The 16449-nt window shown below is 57.5% G+C and carries 17 protein-coding genes and 1 tRNA gene; 14 read left to right on the top strand and 4 right to left on the bottom strand.

From position 1 onward, the window contains the following. Nucleotides 1-787: 787 nt before the first annotated feature. A tRNA-Gly gene (locus HEQ72_RS09355) sits at nt 788-862 on the bottom strand. A gap of 197 nt (nt 863-1059) precedes the next feature. Here HEQ72_RS09355 and HEQ72_RS09360 point away from each other — a divergent pair. Together HEQ72_RS09360 and HEQ72_RS09365 are read left to right on the top strand one after the other, a co-directional pair. Beyond that, nucleotides 1060-1992, top strand: coding sequence for a thioredoxin family protein (locus tag HEQ72_RS09360; protein WP_168023192.1), 933 nt, complete (start codon nt 1060-1062; stop codon nt 1990-1992). A 32-nt stretch (nt 1993-2024) separates the two neighbouring features. Continuing rightward, complete coding sequence (locus HEQ72_RS09365) at nt 2025-2231, top strand: Trm112 family protein (RefSeq protein WP_066133415.1); 207 nt, start codon at nt 2025-2027, stop codon at nt 2229-2231. Nucleotides 2232-2259: 28 nt separating this feature from the next. Here HEQ72_RS09365 and lysA read toward each other — a convergent pair whose 3' ends face one another. Both lysA and HEQ72_RS09375 read right to left on the bottom strand, forming a co-directional pair. Then, nucleotides 2260-3531: a diaminopimelate decarboxylase gene (gene lysA / locus HEQ72_RS09370; protein WP_168023193.1), complete on the bottom strand. Its 1272-nt coding sequence runs from the start codon at nt 3529-3531 to the stop codon at nt 2260-2262. A gap of 32 nt (nt 3532-3563) precedes the next feature. Further along, complete coding sequence (locus HEQ72_RS09375; RefSeq protein ID WP_168020880.1) at nt 3564-3713, bottom strand: hypothetical protein; 150 nt, start codon at nt 3711-3713, stop codon at nt 3564-3566. A gap of 177 nt (nt 3714-3890) precedes the next feature. On the opposite strand from HEQ72_RS09375, the gene HEQ72_RS09380 reads away from it, so the two are divergent. Next, on the top strand, nt 3891-4571 hold the full coding sequence (locus HEQ72_RS09380) for a TlpA family protein disulfide reductase (protein ID WP_168023194.1): 681 nt from the start codon (nt 3891-3893) through the stop codon (nt 4569-4571). Here HEQ72_RS09380 and rfaE1 read toward each other — a convergent pair. Further along, on the bottom strand, nt 4546-6018 hold the full coding sequence (rfaE1, locus tag HEQ72_RS09385; RefSeq protein WP_168023195.1) for a D-glycero-beta-D-manno-heptose-7-phosphate kinase: 1473 nt from the start codon (nt 6016-6018) through the stop codon (nt 4546-4548). The genes HEQ72_RS09380 and rfaE1 overlap by 26 nt on opposite strands. A gap of 198 nt (nt 6019-6216) precedes the next feature. Between rfaE1 and HEQ72_RS09390 the strand changes: the two genes are divergently transcribed. The 11 genes from HEQ72_RS09390 to HEQ72_RS09440 all read left to right on the top strand — a co-directional run bounded on the left by HEQ72_RS09390 (nt 6217) and on the right by HEQ72_RS09440 (nt 16443). Next, entirely contained in the window at nt 6217-6936 is a 720-nt protein-coding gene (locus tag HEQ72_RS09390; protein ID WP_168023233.1) for a heme ABC transporter permease, read from the top strand. Between the two features lie 15 nt (nt 6937-6951). After that, a complete protein-coding gene (gene ccmD, locus HEQ72_RS09395; RefSeq protein WP_209315700.1) occupies nt 6952-7170 on the top strand; it encodes a heme exporter protein CcmD in 219 nt (72 codons plus the stop codon). Beyond that, complete coding sequence (ccmE, locus tag HEQ72_RS09400) at nt 7167-7625, top strand: cytochrome c maturation protein CcmE (RefSeq protein ID WP_168023196.1); 459 nt, start codon at nt 7167-7169, stop codon at nt 7623-7625. The genes ccmD and ccmE overlap by 4 nt, the downstream gene beginning before the upstream one ends. A gap of 66 nt (nt 7626-7691) precedes the next feature. Continuing rightward, the gene (locus HEQ72_RS09405; RefSeq protein ID WP_168023234.1) at nt 7692-9674 is read left to right on the top strand and encodes a heme lyase CcmF/NrfE family subunit; all 1983 of its coding nucleotides are present in this window, start codon (nt 7692-7694) and stop codon (nt 9672-9674) included. 16 nt (nt 9675-9690) lie between these two features. After that, complete coding sequence (locus HEQ72_RS09410) at nt 9691-10245, top strand: DsbE family thiol:disulfide interchange protein (RefSeq protein ID WP_245184300.1); 555 nt, start codon at nt 9691-9693, stop codon at nt 10243-10245. Then, nucleotides 10242-10736, top strand: a complete 495-nt coding sequence (locus tag HEQ72_RS09415) for a cytochrome c-type biogenesis protein CcmH (protein WP_168020889.1) — start codon at nt 10242-10244, stop codon at nt 10734-10736. Before HEQ72_RS09410 ends, HEQ72_RS09415 begins: the two co-directional genes overlap by 4 nt. Then, nucleotides 10733-12115, top strand: coding sequence for a c-type cytochrome biogenesis protein CcmI (gene ccmI / locus HEQ72_RS09420; RefSeq protein ID WP_168023198.1), 1383 nt, complete (start codon nt 10733-10735; stop codon nt 12113-12115). Before HEQ72_RS09415 ends, ccmI begins: the two co-directional genes overlap by 4 nt. A gap of 107 nt (nt 12116-12222) precedes the next feature. Beyond that, nucleotides 12223-13605, top strand: a complete 1383-nt coding sequence (locus HEQ72_RS09425) for an EAL domain-containing protein (protein ID WP_168020891.1) — start codon at nt 12223-12225, stop codon at nt 13603-13605. After that, nucleotides 13602-14849 carry an EAL domain-containing protein gene (locus tag HEQ72_RS09430; protein ID WP_168023199.1) on the top strand — a complete coding sequence of 416 codons (1248 nt, stop codon included), beginning with the start codon at nt 13602-13604 and terminating at the stop codon, nt 14847-14849. Before HEQ72_RS09425 ends, HEQ72_RS09430 begins: the two co-directional genes overlap by 4 nt. Nucleotides 14850-14863: 14 nt before the next feature. Beyond that, entirely contained in the window at nt 14864-15640 is a 777-nt protein-coding gene (locus tag HEQ72_RS09435; RefSeq protein WP_168020893.1) for an ABC transporter ATP-binding protein, read from the top strand. Continuing rightward, the gene (locus HEQ72_RS09440; RefSeq protein ID WP_168023200.1) at nt 15637-16443 is read left to right on the top strand and encodes an ABC transporter permease; all 807 of its coding nucleotides are present in this window, start codon (nt 15637-15639) and stop codon (nt 16441-16443) included. Before HEQ72_RS09435 ends, HEQ72_RS09440 begins: the two co-directional genes overlap by 4 nt. Nucleotides 16444-16449 lie beyond the last annotated feature (6 nt).

Genomic DNA, 16449 nt, shown 5'->3' on the forward strand with positions numbered 1-16449 from the left:
TGGATCGGTCGGATAGCGTTTCAGCTTCCGCTCGATATGCGCTACGCGAGCGCGGGTTTCTCGGGTCCACATTCCGAGCTTGAATCACGACATCCCGCGTCGCTCCAAGCATTTTCAAACGGTTTCTTAGAGAGTCTTGGCGATCAGCTTTGTTATAGGGTCCGATGCCGTGGATTTTGCGCGAGCCAGAGCTTTTGTGGAAATTTAAAGTCAGGTCAAGTGATCGGTGCACCTGGGCGGCTTGGCCGTGATCTGCATCTGAATGAAACGGTTCGCCATATTGGTGTGGTAAACCGGGCTGTCAATTAGGGTTGTCAGCTACAAAGCGATCTTGATCGATGATGGATCGGGCAGGGATGTGATCTTCCGCATTATGGACACCACAAGGGATCGGTACAATTATTTATTAATATACTACTGGTCCAATAATTCAAATATCTTGACGGATTTGTTGGGGGTATCTCTTCTGATACATACGGTTATTTTTTTGTCTTTATTGCTTCTTTTCTAGGCGAATTGGATTTGGCGTACGTCTATAAATGCTTGATCAGGTGGACATGTTTAGACTGGGGCGTGTTGGTTTTGCCTGTACTGCGGGTATACCAAGTTTATGCCATGATAGCATGGTGACCCACGGCTTTGTCAGGACCGCAAAGTCTTTGTGGTCAGCGCAAACTGGTTGTATCCGGAGTCTGCTCTATCCGTGTTGCACCGCATTCCCGGCACACGCACGAAGACAATGCCCACGCTATGGCGATGTTAATCAAATATTGTGTTTTCTTTGAAATGGAGCGGGCGAAGGGATTCGAACCCTCGACCCCAACCTTGGCAAGGTTGTGCTCTACCCCTGAGCTACGCCCGCTCGGCGGACAGGATGTTTTCCTGTCGGGTGGAGGCGCTATATAGCGGGTTCACTGTTGCTTGTGCAAGAACTTTTTGGGCTGATAATCATTTTTTCTTCCCGGAATCAGGCAACAGGTATGGTTGTGCCCTTGTCAGGCGGATGACTTCGGTCCATCTATACGATTGGTTCACGTTGACAGCAGGATATTATCAGCCATGGCGATTATTTTTGACGGACAGGACCAGCGTCATACTGCGGGCCCGTCCACACACGGGGAAGCGGATTCCTTGGTCAAGGATACCGATGCTGCCCGTTTCGTCGCCGATGTTATTGATGCTTCGTTCCATGCCCCGGTTCTTGTTGACTTCTGGGCTCCGTGGTGTGAGCCGTGCAAGACGCTGGGGCCGTTGCTGGAGAAGCTTGTTTATCAGGCAAAGGGTGCCGTGCGCATGGTCAAGGTCAATATTGACCAGAACCGTGCGTTGGCTGCGCAGTTCCGGATCCAGTCTGTTCCTGCGGTTTATGCTTTTCGTGATGGCCATCCTGTGGATGGTTTTGTCGGGGCTTTACCCGAGAGCCAAATCAAGGCTTTTATCAAGCGTCTTTCCGGAGCCGATAACCCGTTGGAGATGGCTCTGGAGGAGGCAAAAGTGTTGGTTGAAGCCGGGGATATTGAGTCTTCATTGGCCCTTTATCAGCAAATTTTGACACAGGATCCATCCTGTGCTGCCGCTGCGGCTGGTATTGTGACCGGTTGCCTGGCACTGGGGAATGTTGTGGAAGCGCGCGCCTTTCTTGAACAGGTTCCGGATTCAATGCGGTCATCTTCGGATATGCGTGCTGCGCAGACACGTTTGGAGTTGGCCGAGGAGGCCGGTCGCGGCGAGGGCGCGGTGCATGACCTGGAGTCCCGCGTTGCAGCAAGCCCTGGTGATCACCAGGCCCGCTATGATCTGGCTATGGCCTATGTTGCTGCGGACCGGAGACAGGACGCGGCAAATGCCCTGCTGGATATCATCCGCATGGACCGGACCTGGAATGATGAGCAGGCCCGGCACCAGCTCCTCAAGTTGTTCGAGGCATTTGGCCATGCTGACCCGGTGACTGTTCATGCCCGTAGGCAGTTGTCATCCCTTTTGTTTTCCTGATACCAAGTTCCTTGCAGGACGGAGTTTCCTTCATGACGGAAAAGATCCAGAGCCATCATACGGTTGACCCAAAGCTTCTGGAGATACTGGTCTGCCCCCTGTCCAGGGGGCCCTTGCGCTATGATGCCGAGGCCCAGGAGCTCATATCTGACAAGGCAGGACTGGCCTATCCCATACGGGATGGTATCCCCATCATGCTGGTTGACGAGGCCCGGTCGCTTGATGGAAAAGGTCCCTGACGGCCCTCATCGTTGCGGATAGCCCTGTCTACGAGGAAAGCCAGTCCGGTATGGACTCCAGGGCTGTCATGTCCTGAAAGCTTGGTCGCCGCCGGGTGATGGCAAAGCGATCTCCCTTGACCAGAACCTCCGGCACCAAGGGGCGGGTGTTGTACTGGCTTGCCATGACTGCGCCATAGGCCCCCGCAGACAGGAACGCAATCCTGTCGCCAGTCTGCAGGGGGGGGAGCATGACGTCGCGGGCAAAAATATCCGAGCTTTCACACACGGGGCCAACCACATCACAGGTTTGTCCTGCTGACCCTGCTTCCGGTTCGGCAAGCGGTATGATGGTGTGGCTTGCGTCGTACATGGCTGGTCGGATCAGGTCATTCATGCCGGCATCCAGGATGACAAAGGTGCGGGTCTGGCTTTTTTTGACATACACGACCCTGGATACCAGAATGCCGGCATTCCCGGCAATCAGCCGTCCGGGCTCCAGAAGAAGGGTGCACCCGGTTTCCGAGACGGTATCCCGCACCATGGAAGCATAATCGGCTGGCAGCGGGGGTGCTGTGTCGGCATCCTTGTAGGGGATTCCAAGTCCTCCCCCAAGATCCAGGCGGCTGACGTCCAGTCCTTCGGCACGAAGGGTCCGGGTCAGTGTAACAATCCGGGAAAACGCGGCGCGGAAGGGGGCAAGATCTGTGATTTGGCTGCCGATATGGACGGCCAGACCCTTGAAGTCAATACCGGAGAGAGAGGCCGCATGGTGACAGACCTGTGTTGCCATGGTCCATTCAATGCCGAATTTATTCTCACGGTTTCCGGTTGTGATCTTCTCGTGACCGCCAGCTCCGATATCAGGATTGACCCGTATGGCGACAGGGGCCCGTATACCAAGGTGCCGGGCGACCGCATCAAGAGCCCCAAGCTCTGGCAGGGATTCGACGTTGATCTGATAGACACCGGCCTTCAGCGCGAGTTCCAGCTCTGCTTCCGTTTTGCCAACCCCTGAGAACACGATCCGCTCTGCCAGTATTCCGGCCTGTAGGGCAAGCTGGAGTTCACCCCCGGACACGACATCGGCACCACAGCCTTGTTGTGCCAGTGTCCGCAGGACAGCCAGGCTGGAGTTGGCTTTGACCGCGAAGTGGATGCGGGCATCCAGGCCGTGGAAGGCTTTTGCAAAGACGCTGTAGTGTCGGACCAAGGTCTCTGTCGCGTAGATGTAGCACGGTGTTCCAACAGACTCGACAATCCGGCTGAGGGGGACGTCTTCGGCATACAGTGTGCCGTTACGGTAAAGAAAATGGTGCATGGCCCTGTGCCGATTTTTGTGTTGTCAGGGGATTACTCGCGCGGATAGCCGTGCTTGTAGGTCGATCCATCCGGATCCAGGGGGGCGCCCCGTTTGCCGCAGGCTGAAAGACTTGCCCCGGCTAGGCCAAGGACAGCAACGATCCAGCACAGGCGCAGAAGGGTATCGTAACGGCGTATCATCGATCAGTCCTCCGGCAGCAACATACAGGCCCTGTTCGCGGGCTCTGTCGACACGTCTGGATACTATTGTTTCAATCGCTATGCCAGAGAGAGCGTGCGGACTGTTGCGTGTTTCTCTTCTGGGGCTGTACGGTATTCCGGCAATTAGCAGAAGCGGGCAGGGTGAGGACAGACAGGATGAATGTATCGTGGCTTTGGCAAGCCCAATCGTATCGTAGCCTTGCGCATGGTATTGTGTTCATGCTGACCTTGCTTCCATTACAGGCCCTGGCCGAAGTGCAGGATGTGGGCGCCGTTCCCGGCTGTTCACCTTTTCCGTCACGCAAGGACGGCCTGGTGATGGGTACCTTGATGGAAATGGTACCGCCCTGCCAACCCCCGGGGTTCACATTTTATGGATCGGATGGCCGAGAGCATACGTTGGATGATTTCCGTGGGCAGCCGGTTCTGCTGAACCTCTGGGCTACGTGGTGTACGCCCTGTGTGCGTGAAATGCCCTCCCTTCTGCAGCTGGAGCGGACCAGAAGCCAGAGCGGCATACGGGTTATTGCCCTGAACCAGGATATCAACGGTGAACGCGCTGCCGCGCCATTCCTGGAGAAAAATGGATGGCTGGATCTTGGGTTATGGCTTGATCCAAAGAACCATGCTGCGAAAGCCTTGCGGGCACCTGGCCTTCCCGTCAGCTTCCTCTTTAACCATCGGGGGCTGATGGTAGCCCGGTTGGCAGGAGAGGCGGACTGGTCTTCCGCAGCCATGGCAGAAATTTTGAAGCGTTTGGTCGAAGTTCCCGCTGTCGGGGAGGATACGGCAAATGCTGGAGATGATCTCCCTATGCCTTCTCCCGAAGGCGGTTGACGGTGCGTGTTGTGGATTGTCCGGGTTCCAGTGTGGCCAGGAAAACCTCGCCGCCTGCACCCAGAACAACCTTTGACCCGACAACAGTTTCAATGGTGTAGTCCGCGCCCTTGACCAGCACATCGGGTAACAAGGCTTCAATGATTTTCAGGGGCGTGTCTTCGTCGAAAATGACGACGGCATCAACCAGTTCCAGGGTAGCCAGAACAGCAGCGCGGGCAGACTCAGCCTGTATGGGTCTGCCCTCTCCCTTCAGGCGTTTGACGGAGTCATCGCTGTTCATCCCGACGACCAATCGGTCGCAGCGGGTTCGGGCTTGGCGCAGAAGAGACAAGTGCCCCGGGTGCAGCAGGTCAAAGCAGCCATTGGTGAAGCCAACTTTCAGCCCGGCCTGCTTCCAGCCCCGGACCAGGTCCGCAATGCGGGGAAGGTCAAGAATCCGCGCTTCGGCATGCCCGATATCACGGTGATGCAGCGCATCAACAAGCTCCGCTGCCGTCACTGCAGCTGTACCGGATTTCCCGACAACAATGCCGGCGGCAACATTGGCAAGAGCCGCAGCATCAGGAAGCGACAAGCCACAGGCCAAGGCTGCGGCAACTGTTGCCACGACCGTGTCCCCGGCTCCGGAGACATCATAAACTTCACGCGTCTGTGCCGGCAGGTGCAGGACAGAGCCGTTGGCATCAACCAAGGTCATGCCATCCTCGCTGCGGGTAGCCAGAACGTGGGGAATGGAACAGTGTTCGGCGAGGAAACGGGCGGCTGCGACAATATCGTTGTCGGTCCTTGTCGGCATGCCGGTGGCATCGGCCAGTTCGCGGCGGTTCGGTGTGACCACAGCCGCCCCGTGATAGATCGTGTAATCGCGGCCTTTCGGATCAACAACAACAGGAATGCCAAGGGTTGCGGCTTTTTCCAGAATGGGCCTGATGACAGTCTCGGTAAGGACGCCCTTGCCGTAATCAGACAGGACGACGGACCCGCAGTTCGGCAAGGCCGCCAGGCATCTGTCAACAAGGATGTGGGCACAGGATTCCCCGACGGGGTGAACGGTTTCGCGATCCACGCGCAGGAGCTGCTGCCCGACGGCGCTATAGCGAATCTTGACTCCGGTTGTGCGACCGTCTTCGACATGGAGGGAGGAATCAACCCCGTGCAAGGCTGTGAGCTGAGAGGTGATGTTCCGTCCCGGTGCGTCATCGCCCAGGGCTGAAATAAAACAGGTCCTGGCTCCCAGGCCGGACAGATTGCGGACTACATTACCCGCTCCGCCCAGCATAACCGTTTCACCGGTCACGCGCAGGACAGGAATCGGTGCCTCGGGCGAGATGCGGTCAACGGCCCCGGCAATAAAGTGATCCAGCATGATGTCGCCGATGCACAGCACTGTCGCATTGGCCAGATCCGCCACCCGGGCGGCAAGACGGGCGTTTTGGGTACTCATGGTGCCGCACATTATATCATGGTACCGGTTTCGCCAAGTATCCCATGCGGTGACAGTGCATGCGGAAAAGATCATCCGTTGTACTGGAAACATGGTCGCCGGGCGGTTATGTATGGGACTGCCCGGATCACAGGAGAAGCCGGGTGCCATGCGGGGTCACCATACCGGACGACCCCGGAGAACCTTGTGGGAGACCCGATGCACCGGTTTGCCAACCCCAGTCGTTTCCTGCGCCTTGCCGATCGCATTGAGCCGTGGGCGGCGGCGGTCTGCATCCTGTCCTTTGCTGCCGGGCTTGCAGCGGCCCTGTTTCTGTCCCCGGCGGACTACCAACAGGGGCAGAGTGTGCGCATTATGTATGTGCATGTGCCTGCGGCCTGGATGGGGCTGTTTGCCTATACTGTCATGGCGGTTTCCAGTGCTGTGGCGCTGATCTGGAAACATCCGCTGGCCAATCTGACCGCACAGGCCTCGGCACCGGTCGGGGCCTGCTTTACGTTCCTGTGTCTTGTGACCGGGGCCTTGTGGGGAAAGCCCATGTGGGGAACATGGTGGGTCTGGGATGCCCGCCTGACCAGCATGCTGGTGCTTTTGTTCCTGTACGCAGGCTATATGGCCTTGCAGGGGGCCTTTGACAATCCGGAGCGAGCCTCGCGGGCTGCCGCGGTCCTGGCCCTTGTCGGGTTTGTCAATGTACCGGTTATAAAGTTCAGTGTTGACTGGTGGAGCACCCTTCACCAGCCCGCCAGTGTGACCCGTTTTGGCATGCCGGCCATTGATCCTTCGATGCTGGTTCCGCTTTTGCTGATGGCGCTTGCGTTCAAGGCATATTATGTCACGGTGCTTCTGGTCCGGATCAAGTCTGCCTTTGTCGAGGCCAGAATAAGAACCCTACGGCTGGGGATATATCGCGCATGACCGGAAGCTGAGATCATGGAGCATTTCATCAATATGGGAGGATACGGGGTTTACGTGTGGCCTGCGTATGCCCTGACAGCCTTTGTGCTGCTGTCCCTTCTGGTATCAAGCCTGTATGGGTTGCGTCGGCGTCGCCGGATGCTGGAGCATTTGCGGCAGGCGTATGCCGGTCCTGATGAAGAACAAGGCGGAAAGGATGTGGAAGCCGGGTTGACAGAGCCGGGGTCGGCATGACACGCAAGCAACAGCGTTTGTATGTGGTTGTGGCCGGCATGATGATGCTGGGCATTGCAACGGCGCTGGGCCTTGCAGCCCTGCGTGACAACTTGGTTTTCTTCTACAGTCCCATGGATCTGCAGACCCGGGATACATCTGCTATACCCCGTTTTCGTCTGGGTGGTTTGGTCAAGGAAGGCAGCTTGGTTCGTGATGGGCAGCAGGTGCGTTTCGTTGTGACTGACGGGGTTGCCGATGTCGCTGTACACTACAGGGGCATTCTGCCCGACCTGTTCCGCGAGGGACAGGGCGTTGTGACCGAGGGGCGACTTGATACCGGTGGAACCTTTGTTGCCAGTGAAGTTCTGGCCAAACACGACGAGACCTATATGCCGGCCGAGGTGGTGGAATCCCTGAAGAAGTCAGGACACTGGACCGGTCAGCAGGCGGGAGGCGACCCCGGACGTCCTTGACGGTTATGCCGGGGAGCGGAGGAAACAGCGGTGCCCGAAACATTCAGTTTTGCCGAAGCAGGTCACATGGCCTTGATCCTGGCTTTCTTTGTGGCCCTGGTTCAGTCGGTTGTACCCTTGCTTGGGGCCAGTCGCCGGGATCCCGTCATGGCGTTGGCAGCCCGACCGGGGGCTGTCCTTCTGTTCCTTCTGGTTGTCACGGCTTTTGGCTGCTTGTTGCAGGCCTTTGTGGTGTCGGATTTCTCCGTGGCTTTGGTTGCCCGCAACAGTCACTCTGACAAGCCCTTGCTGTACCGCATATCCGGAACTTGGGGAAATCACGAGGGATCGCTGCTGCTGTGGATCCTGATCCTGGCGGTGTTCAGTCTGGCGGTTGCCGTGTCAGGGCGGGGATTGCCACTGTTCTTCCGGGCCCGGGTTTTGGCCGTGCAGTCCATGATTTCATCGGGATTTCTCGCCTTTATCCTGTTTACGTCCAACCCGTTTGCCCGTCTTGATCCAGCCCCCCTGAACGGGCAGGGCTTGAATCCGCTGTTGCAGGACCCCGGACTGGCATTTCATCCGCCGATGCTTTACCTGGGCTACGTCGGTTTCTCGATGGCGTTTTCCTTTGCTGTGGCCGCTTTGATTGAGGGTCGGGTGGATGCAGCGTGGGCGCGCTGGGTGCGCCCGTGGACACTGGCGGCATGGGTTGCATTGACGCTGGGTATTGGTCTGGGGTCGTGGTGGGCTTATTACGAACTGGGCTGGGGTGGCTGGTGGTTCTGGGATCCGGTGGAGAATGCCAGCCTGATGCCGTGGTTGCTGGGTACAGCCTTGGTTCACTCTGCCCTGGTTGTGGAAAAGCGCGACACCCTGAAAAGCTGGACGATCCTGCTGTCCATTCTGACCTTCGGGTCCAGCCTGTTGGGGACTTTCCTGGTGCGTTCCGGTGTGCTGACCAGTGTGCACGCCTTTGCCTCCGACCCGCAGCGTGGTCTTTTTGTCCTTCTGCTTCTGGGAGGTGCCGTGGGCGGTGCCTTGGTCCTCTACACCCTGCGTGCCCCGGCACTGAAAGGGGGCGGCCTTTTTTCCCCTATCTCGCGGGAGTCCGGGTTGTTGCTCAACAACCTGCTCATGAGCACGATTATGGGGACCGTGTTGGTCGGTACCCTTTATCCCCTGTTGGCGGATGCGCTGGATCTGGGAAAGGTGTCGGTGGGGGCGCCGTTCTTCAATGCAACGGTTCTGCCCCTGATGGTTCCTGTTCTTCTGGCTATGGCGGTTGGTCCGTTGTTGTCATGGAAGCGGGCCGATCTGGGTGGGGTTCTGTCCCGTCTTCGTTTTGCTGCGGTGCTGGCCTTGGTTGCTGCCGGGGTAACCTGGCTGGCGGGAGGGGGAACAACGAACGATCTTCTGGCTGCCCTTGGGTTTGGACTGGCTCTATGGCTTGGGGTGGGTACGTTGACGGAGTGGGCCGAGCGCGTGCGCCTGTTCCGTGTTGCTCCGGCTGAAACTCTTCGCCGGATAGCGGGGTTGCCCGGATCGGCCTGGGGAATGACGCTGGCCCATCTTGGCATGGCCTTGCTGACCGCCGGGGTTACCGCATCGTCCGTTTACCGCAGCGAGGCCATACAGAATCAGGCGATCGGAGAGGCTGTTCATCTGGATGGCTGGTCGTTTACCCTGAACGGAGTTGATGCTGTCACCGGGCCCAATTACGAGTCCCTGGCTGGTTCTTTTATCATTCGTAAGGGTGATGCCGCTATTGCTGAGACCAAGCCGGAGAAACGTCATTATCGGTCCCCTCCGATGCCGACAACAGAGGCCGGTATCCACACCACCGGCCTGACCGACCTCTATACCGTTCTGGGTGAACCCGTTCCCGGCAGGCCCGGGGTTTTTGTGACCCGCATCTATGTCGAGCCTTTGGTGCCGTGCCTGTGGTACGGTGCCCTGTTGATGGGGCTGGGTGGCCTGATTTCCCTGATGGACCGCCGTCTGCGGATCGGGGCCCCGGCACGCGGGGCCAAGGGTGTGGCCGATGCAGGCCGTGCGGTGCGGGTTTAGGGACAGGACAACACGGATGGTGCGCAAGGTTATTATTTTTGCCCCGACACTGCTTTTCGTGGCCCTGGTTGGTTTGTTCGCCAGTCGCCTGAACAAAGACCCGTCGGCCTTGCCTTCGGCGCTGCTGGATACACCGGTTGCGCCATTTGCACTGGATGCCCTTCCCGGGCGTGACCGTCCTTTATCCTCCGCCATGTTGCAGGGGCAGGTATCCCTGTTGAATGTTTTTGGTTCATGGTGTGTTGCCTGCCGTGAGGAGCATGATTTCCTGATGTCTCTCAAGGCACAGGGAGATGTTCCGGTTCATGGCATCAACTGGCGGGAGCGGAACCCGGCAGACGGCATGCGGTGGCTGGAGAAGCATGGTGATCCCTATGATCGTGTCGGACAGGATCCGGACAGCCGGGCTGCCATTGCACTTGGCGTGACAGGGGCACCGGAAACATTTGTGATCGATGCCTCAGGCGTCATTCGTTACCGTTATGCCGGTGTTCTGACCTCCGAAGTCTGGGCATCTACCCTGAAGCCGCTGATCGAGCATCTGCGCCACGGTGAAGGCCCGGCGTCATGATCGGTTGTGCTGGATACAGGATCGCTGTTTTTCTTGTACTTCTGGCGGTGGGATTGCCGGGCTTTGCTTTGGCTGTTGAGCCGGATGAAATGCTTTCTGATCCGGCTCTGGAGCAAAGGGCGCGGGCGATCTCGCAAGGCTTGCGCTGTGTTGTCTGCCAGAATGAAAGCATTGATGAGTCCAACGCCGATATTGCCCGTGACTTGCGCATTCTGGTTCGTGACAGGCTGACCCGTGGAGACAGTGATGAGGCTGTCATGGAGTATGTCGTCAGCCGGTATGGTCGCTATGTCCTTCTGCGCCCGCCCTTTGATCTGACGACGTTGGTGCTGTGGGCAACGCCTTTTGTCCTTCTGATTCTGGCTTTTGTGGGGGGATGGTGGTTTCTGCGTCGGCAGGTTCGACCGGATGTCGCAGCGTCTTTGCCCTTGACGCCACAGGAGAAGAAGATCCTTGCGCGTCTGGTGGCTGAACAGGACAGCCGGGAATGATGGACGTGCTGACTGTATCCATGGTCGTGGTAACGGCAATCGCTGTGGCCCTTCCGCTCTTGCGCCGCGTGCAGGGTGGCAGCGCGGGTTCTGCCCGTCCTGATCTTGTGATTTATCGGGATCAGCTTGCAGAGGTTGAGTGGGATCAGGAGCGGGGCCTTCTGGACCCCGGACAAGCCGAAGCCGTGCGGCTGGAGGTGCAGCGCCGTATGCTGGCGGCTGTCAGTTATGCAGAGGCAGCCGAGCCGGTTGTACCCGGCGGTGCAGGGTTGCGACGTGTTATGGCTGTGCTTGTCATTGTCATGGTTTCTGTCAGCAGTCTGGTGGTTTATGGCCAGATCGGATCACCGGGGTTGCCTGATCGGCCCCATGACGCCCGTCTGGCAGAGCGGCTTGGACTGGGTGCCGCAGATATTGAGCGTCTGAGCAGACGGGCGGATCAGTTGCAGGCCCTGCTTTCATCCAGCCCGGATGACCCGGCTCTCTGGCGGGAGATGGCCCAGGTCCGCCAGGAGCTTGGGGCTTATGGTCAGGCGGTCTCTGCCTGGAGCCGAAGGTCACAGTTGGCCCCGATGCCCCCGGATGACTGGGCATCTTTTGGCGAGAGTCTGGTACAGGCAGAGGCGGGCTTTGTGGGGGAGCGAGCGCAGGCTGTTTTCACGCATGTTCTGGCTCTGGACAGGAAGGACCCACGGGCCCGCTGGTTTTTGGGGTTGTCTGCTGTACAATCCGGTGACCCAAAACGTGGGCTTGCCATCTGGCTGGATCTGGCACGGGACTCCCGGCCTGATGCCCCGTGGATGAAGATGCTGAACGAACGTGTCAAGACTGTCGCCATGAAGGCCGGTCTTGATCCGGACTCTGTTACGCCCCGCCATCCGTCAGACTTTCATGATGCTTCGGCTATGCCATCCTTTACCGAGGAAGAAAGGACGATGGTGACCGGTATGGTCAACCGGTTGAGGCAAAGGCTGGCTGATACCCCGGATGATGCACAGGGGTGGCAGAAACTTGGGCGATCACTGACGGTTATGGGGGATGCACCCGGCGCGGCCGAGGCCTATGGAAGGGCGGCAGATCTTCTTCCCGATGATCCGGTGGCCCAGCTTGATTATGCCACGGCGTTGGTGACGCTGCGTGAGCATACAAACAGCCGGGACCTGTCACCGCGATTCCATGCCATTGCAGCATGGTTTGCCCGGCATGATCCGGACAGTCCGGGGGGGCTGTTTGTGCAAGGTATTTCTGCGGAGGCACAGGGGAAACCGGCAGAAGCCCGCTCTTTCCTGGAACGTCTTCTGGCCTTGACCCCGCCGGGATCGGCGGCAGAGTCGACCTTGCGTGTCTGGATTGACCGTTTGGCCCAACCGCCCGGCTAAAAGCGCCGGGCTTTGTCTGTTCTGTCGCGCGGCGTTTGATGGCACTGTTCTTCAGGGTCAGGTAGAATGCTCTCTCCGGAGGGATTTGGCGTCGGGTTTATCAGACAATGGTTCAGCTGCGCGATCCAACACATTCCGAGCGGGAACTGCTGGATACAGTAGAACGTGGCGGTCGTACCCCGGCCGGGCGTACGGCCGTGCACTTGCATTTGTCGCAGCTGCTGCCCTCGAACCGTACACCCTCGCACCTGCGGATGGCGGCCAGCCTGTTCATGCCCCTGCAATCCCTGAATGTTGTGCGGGTCTTTTCCCTGTCCTGCGGTGATATCATGGTCGTCGGCAAGGATATGCCGGAGGACGAGGTTGAAAGGGTTATCAACCGTATACGTGCATTATTTCACGATGACCCCTTGTCCTGGTATGACGAGGACGAAGGTATCCCCGATCCCTTTGTGACCTGGTATGCCTTTGAGGTTGATCTTCAGGTTCTTCTGCCGGTGGTCCGCACCATTCTTGCCGAGGCCGAGAAGCGCCGTCAGGCCATGGGTATGCTGCCACCGGAACCGGAACCCATTGGTCCTGGCGATCTGGGCGGGATGATCAGTGGCCTGGACAGTCTGAACATCCGCCGCAACATTCATCGCCAGCCCTGTATCCATATTACGGAGAAGCAGGCCGAGATTCTCTTTGAGGAGTTCTACGTTTCTGTTTCATCGATCGGTCGTGTTATTGCCCCGCACCGGGATATTCTTTCCGAACGTTGGCTGTTCCAGGAATTCTCCCGGACGCTGGATACCCGGATGATTGCGGCCCTTGTCCGCAGCGAGGTTGCTGCCCTGCCGCGGACAATCAGCCTGAACCTGAATCTGGAAAGTCTGGACAGCAAGGAATACGACGTGCTGCGCCGTTCCATGGATCCCGACCGCCATATTGTGGTCGAGGTTCAGGTTATCGACGTGTTTACGAACCTTGACCGATGGCTCAATGCCAAGCCCATGTTGAGCGAGACAGGAGACTTTCTGGCCCTGGATGGCCTTACGCCATCGATGGGGGGGGTGATGGATCTGGAGCGTCTGGACCCTGATTTTGTGAAAGTCATCTGGAGTCCGGAAATGGCTGCGCCGGAGCATCCGACAGCGGTCAGTGATATCCGTTCCATTGTCAATGCCCTTGGTGGTGACCGTGTGATTCTGTCCCGTTGTGACAGTCAGGTTGCCGTAACATGGGGGATTGAGCACGGCATCAGAAATTTCCAGGGTCGTTTTATCGATGCCGTGCATGGTGCAATGACCATGCGCTCATGTCCGGCAGCAGCGCAGTGTACATTGAAGGAATGTGCAACGCGGCGATCTGCTGTTGATATGAAAATGCGGACGACCTGCCCGAATATTCCTGGTCTGGATGCGGTCCAGTTCTTTTCCGCCCCTTCAATCCGGTTACGGCGGGCAAGCCCGCTATCACCAACGGATGGTGGAGAGCCGTCCTCATGAGCGAAGTGCCAAAAACGCCCCAGTACCTGCCCGGATTTGCAGATGAGAGGCGCCTTTTATCTGATTTGAAGCGGTCGGCAAGTCATACAAAAGGCCGGCATGCCATGCAGGTGCATCTCGGTCGCCTGATGCCTGCGAGCCGGCCTGATCATACGCTGGACGGCGCGGAAACAACGTTCACGCCTCTGGTAACACGGGAAGGCGCCAAGTTTTACTGGTTGTCGGACTTTGATTTCATTGTGCTGTTCAATACCAGCAGCCTGGATACGGTGCGGGCAGCCTTGATCAAGATCCGCTTTCTGTTTGCTGCCGACCCTCTTCTGAAGGAGCCTGTTCAGACGGGGGAGCATGACCCGTTTGTCACTTGGTATGACCTGGACAAGAGCTTTGATGCCCTTCTGGATATGATCCGTCGACGTGTTGCATCGCATCCGGCAACAGATCCTGTCCCAAAGCGCCATCATCGGCATGGAGCGACAGGACAGGCTCCTGCAAGGGCGGGGGCTCCACTGACTCCTGAAACCCTGGAACGGGTCGAGAAGGCATTGACCGGGGCTGACCTGTCCAGCCATATTCGGCGTCAGGCCGTTTGTGCCGTGGTTGGAAAGGGTGCGCCGGATCCGGTCTTTACCGAGGTGTATGTGTCCATTGGTGACCTGCGCGAGGCCTTGCTTCCACACGTGGCCCTGTCGTCCAATCCCTGGCTGTTCCAGCGCTTGACGCAGACCCTGGATCGACGGGTCCTGGCAATGCTCAGCCGTCGTGATGACCGCACGCTGTCCCAAGGATTTTCAATCAACCTGAATGTTGGAACCATTCTGTCAGAAGACTTTCTGCGCTTTGATGAAAGCCTGTCGCCCGGTAATCACGGGACAGTGATTCTGGAGCTTCGTACCGAAGACATTTTCTCCAACCTGACGGGCTATTTCTTTGCGCGTGATTATGTCCGGCAGCGGGGTTATCGTATTTGTATTGATGGTTTGACCTGGAAGGTTTTGCCTTATATCGACATTGTCGGTCTGGGGGCAGATATGGTCAAGATGAGCTGGCAGAGCGATCTGCCAAAGATTCTGGATAGTCCTGAGGGAAAGATCGCGCGCGATCTTGTTCTACAGAATCTTGCCGGAAGGGCGATCCTGAACCGCTGTGATGATGAAGCAGCCATAACAGCCGGTCAAAAGATGGGGTTCACCCTGTTCCAGGGCCGTGTTCTGGATCGAACCATGAAGCCATACCTGTATTGAAGTGAGAGAGCTGGATGCCTGACACAGGATACACGGCGGCGATCGATGTTGTCGGTCTGTCAAAATCGTACCCTGTTCATGGGAAGGTTGTGCACGCTGTTGACGATGTTTCCTTTTGTGTCAGCCCGGGGAGCACAACGGGCCTGTTGGGAGGGAATGGAGCCGGTAAGACAACAACGATTGCCATGCTGCTTGGTATTCTTCTTCCGACTTCTGGTACCATACGGCTTCTGGGCTGCGATATGATTGCAGACCGCCATGCTGTTCTGCCCCGGGTTAATTTCTCAAGCCCGTACGTTGATCTGCCGGGGCGGTTGAATGCATACGAGAACTTTGTTGTATATGGGAAGTTGTACGGGGTCAGGGATATTCCGGATCATATTGATGCCTTGGCACGTCAACTGGATCTTCTACCTTTCTTGCGGCGCCCGGTCGGTCGCCTTTCGGCAGGCCAGAAAACACGTGTGGCCTTGGCAAAGGCCTTGCTCAATACGCCGGATGTTCTTCTTCTGGATGAGCCGACGGCCAGCCTGGATCCAGATACGGGAGATCGTATCCGCAGTGTTCTGGAAGATTACCGCAGGCAGACCGGGGCAACGTTGTTTCTGGCATCCCACAATATGGCCGAGGTTGAACGTTTGTGTGACAATGTGTTGATGATGCGCGACGGTCGCATTCAGGATCAGGGTCGTCCGGAAGATCTTCTGTCCCGTTATGGCCGCAGCACGCTGGAGGATGTTTTTCTGGATATTGCCCGCAGCCGGGTGTGTGAGGGGGGGAGGGTGTCATGATGGGCCTGCGTGCATCGGCCGTGCGGGTCGGGGCTGTGTGTCTGCGTCATCTCTATGTGATGCGGTCCAGTCCGGTGCGTGTTCTGGAGATGATCTACTGGCCAACCATGCAGATGGTTTTGTGGGGATTCTTCTCGAATTTCTTTCGCACCCAGTCTTCCCTGCTGGCGCAGGCTGCCAGCATCTTTATCGGTTCCATGCTGTTATGGGATTCCTTGTTTCGCAGTAATCTGGGGGTATCGGTTTCCTTCCTGGAGGAGATGTGGTCCCGTAACTTGGGGCATCTGTTTGTCAGCCCCCTGCGTCCTGCCGAATACTTGATGGCTTTGGTCATGATGAGTTTGTTGCGTACACTGACCGGTATTGTGCCGGCATGCCTGTTGGCCATTCCCTTTTATGAGTACAATATTTTCCAGATGGGTTTTCCCCTGATTGCCTTTTTCGCCAATGTGTTTGTGACCGGCTGGGCCTTGGGGTTTGTCATTTCTGCCCTGATCCTGCGGTTCGGGATGGGGGCAGAAAGCCTGGCCTGGGTGGTTGTGTTTGCTTTTGCCCCCTTTTCCGCCATTTATTACCCCGTCAGCTCTCTTCCCGAGTGGTTGCAGGCGTTCGCACTGTGTTTGCCACAGACCCATGTCTTCGAGGGTATGCGATCTGTTTTGTTCGAGGGTGTTTTTGACTATGGACATTTTCAGGCTGCCTGTGCACTGAATCTCGTCTTTCTTCTGGTCGCGGGCGCTGGATTCCTCTACAGCTTCAGGGTTGCGCGACAGAAAGGACTTTTGCTGGGAACCGGTGAATAGGCCTTG

The organism is Haematospirillum sp. 15-248 (assembly GCF_012102665.1).
Taxonomy (GTDB): domain Bacteria; phylum Pseudomonadota; class Alphaproteobacteria; order Rhodospirillales; family Rhodospirillaceae; genus Haematospirillum.